The organism is Paenibacillus sp. 1-18 (genome assembly GCF_000520755.1).
Classification (GTDB): Bacteria; Bacillota; Bacilli; order Paenibacillales; family Paenibacillaceae; genus Paenibacillus; species Paenibacillus brasilensis.
This window is the reverse complement of sequence record NZ_ASSB01000165.1, coordinates 1-1,751: the sequence shown is the minus strand read 5'-3', so window position 1 is coordinate 1,751 and position 1,751 is coordinate 1. Positions and strand designations below refer to the sequence as shown.

The window sequence follows — 1,751 nt, the reverse complement described above, 5'->3', positions numbered from 1 at the left end:
TAAAATCTCTCTTCAAGACATTTGGAGCTATTTTCCTTTCGGCTCCTTTGTTATGAACGGTATTTCTTCCTACGAACCATACAATGAATCCCTAACTCCTTCATTAAGCGCTGAACTGTCTTATGATTGATTGGAGTCATTTTGCGAATCTCCCTGGTCATAGTTCGGTATCCTGCTCGACACTTTAATTCATCATTAAATAAACGCCGCATCTCTGTTTTCACATCGGCGTACTTATCAGGCTTGTTCCACTTTTTCACGTGATAATAGTAAGTGCTTCGAGGAATACCTGCAATTTGGGCAAGCTCTTTCACGTTAAATTTATGCCTTAGCTCGTATATCATATGAGCTTTGTCATCGTTTGTAATGAGTTTTTTTCTGAACTAAGGCATTCAATTTTTTTAGGTACGTTACCTCCATACGAAGGGGTTGGTTTTCCTTCATCAGCTCGTCTACAGCACTTTCATTTGTCTCCAGTTCTTTTTACTAGCTGTACGTCCTCGACGCTCAATATAGAGCCCTTCAGGTCCTTCATTTCGATAAATGCATTCCCAATTCCGGATGGATCTATCTTGTACGTCATGCTTCTTCGCAGCAGCTTTATAACTCAAACGATTCTCATGCATATCTTCTAATATGTACTGCTTTTGTTCTCCAGTAAAAGTCCTGTGTGTTCCCTTTTTGATTAATCCAGCAGCCCATGCTTGGAGCATGCTGCTACCCATTCATTAACCGTTACATGGTTCATCCCATGCTTACGTGCTGCTTCGTTCTCAGACAGCCCTCCTTCAAGTACATCTATAGCAACTTTTATTCGTATTTCTTCGCTGTATTTGACCATAAAGTAAAATCCGTCCCCTTTCCTCTTAGATGATTATATCATGTGACTAAGATTTGGGGGGCGGTTCAATTTGGTCAAGACCCCATTTTATAGACATTGAAAAAAGACCCTAGACTATAAGCCGCTTCCGGTACTCTACCGGGGGCAGTTTATTTAGCCTTCGTTGTGGCCGATGTTGGTTATAAAATCGAATGTAATCTTCAATTTTCCTTTGTGCCTCATCCATATTTCGGATATCATAAGGATAGAGTCCTTCCGTTTTGAGATGCGAGAAGAAGCTCTCCATCGAGGCATTGTCATAACAATTGCCTCGGCGAGACATGCTGATTCGGGCGCCGACCTTTGGCAGCATGTCGTGGTATGCATGGGACGTGTACTGGAATCCCTGGTCGCTGTGAACGATCAGTCCGGTCACGTCTTTTTGCTGAGTCCACGCCTGCTGAAAGGTTCGGAGAACCAGTTCATTGTCGTTCCTACACATGTAAACGAATGGCCTCTTTTTTGATCTCATCCGAGTATGTTTTAAACTTCTGTCCTTTAATCGCCATAACAATACACCCCCTAGAATTTCATCGGATAAACCAGAGGGTTTATCCAATGTCTATTCTAAGGGGTGCACTTCACAAGTATCATCGGGCTTTTGTTAAATTTAGGAGGTGGCAACTTTGGTTCAATCAGAGCGGTATTATGGTAAAGAAATATTAGAAAAGGTAAAGACGGGCGCACATATTGATAAAAAAATGAATTAAATTCAGTACTTTAATTATATTATTAGTACTATTTTTTTAATAAATAAATTACAAATAATGGATTACAGTACACAACTATATTGTATATCGTTTAGGTAGAAAAAGTTGCATTTTACTCTTTAGTACCACGCCTGTTGAATAACCAAAATAAGTAACTCAAT

Annotated in this window: 4 protein-coding genes; all 4 read right to left on the bottom strand. The window is 40.0% G+C overall.

From position 1 onward, the window contains the following. Positions 1-50: 50 nt before the first annotated feature. The 4 genes from L693_RS32420 to L693_RS0110340 all read right to left on the bottom strand — a co-directional run bounded on the left by L693_RS32420 (position 51) and on the right by L693_RS0110340 (position 1,322). The gene (locus L693_RS32420) at positions 51-212 is read right to left on the bottom strand and encodes an IS3 family transposase (protein ID WP_442950174.1); all 162 of its coding nucleotides are present in this window, start codon (positions 210-212) and stop codon (positions 51-53) included. Between the two features lie 240 nt (positions 213-452). Then, the gene (locus tag L693_RS32415) at positions 453-713 is read right to left on the bottom strand and encodes a helix-turn-helix domain-containing protein (protein WP_197029870.1); all 261 of its coding nucleotides are present in this window, start codon (positions 711-713) and stop codon (positions 453-455) included. Further along, positions 686-841 (bottom strand): transposase, encoded by a 156-nt coding sequence (locus L693_RS29925; RefSeq protein ID WP_155983809.1) that lies wholly within the window; start codon positions 839-841, stop codon positions 686-688. The genes L693_RS32415 and L693_RS29925 overlap by 28 nt, the downstream gene beginning before the upstream one ends. Positions 842-950: 109 nt before the next feature. After that, positions 951-1,322 carry an integrase core domain-containing protein gene (locus tag L693_RS0110340; protein ID WP_231503601.1) on the bottom strand — a complete coding sequence of 124 codons (372 nt, stop codon included), beginning with the start codon at positions 1,320-1,322 and terminating at the stop codon, positions 951-953. Between the last annotated feature and the right edge of the window lie 429 nt (positions 1,323-1,751).